1 pseudogene is annotated in these 206 nt (G+C 42.7%); it reads left to right on the forward strand.

What is annotated here, in order from left to right:
* Window positions 1-206, forward strand: a pseudogene (locus CWB76_RS19045) (type 1 glutamine amidotransferase domain-containing protein); the annotation flags it as partial.

Consider the following 206-nt stretch of genomic DNA (forward strand, 5'->3'; position numbering starts at 1 on the left):
TTTAAATACAAAAGATGCTGATGGCAATGCATTGGTTGCGGGTAAAAAAGTTACCGGCTTTAGTAACACTGAAGAAGCCGCTGTACAATTAACAGATGTAGTGCCATTTTTAGTCGAAGACGAGCTAATCAAAAAAGGTGGTGACTATCAAAAAACCGACGACTGGGGCGTTCTTGCGCTTGAAGACGGTTTAGTGATCACCGGTC

The sequence above is a fragment of the Pseudoalteromonas sp. S1609 genome (assembly GCF_005887255.1).
Taxonomy (GTDB): Bacteria; Pseudomonadota; Gammaproteobacteria; order Enterobacterales; family Alteromonadaceae; genus Pseudoalteromonas.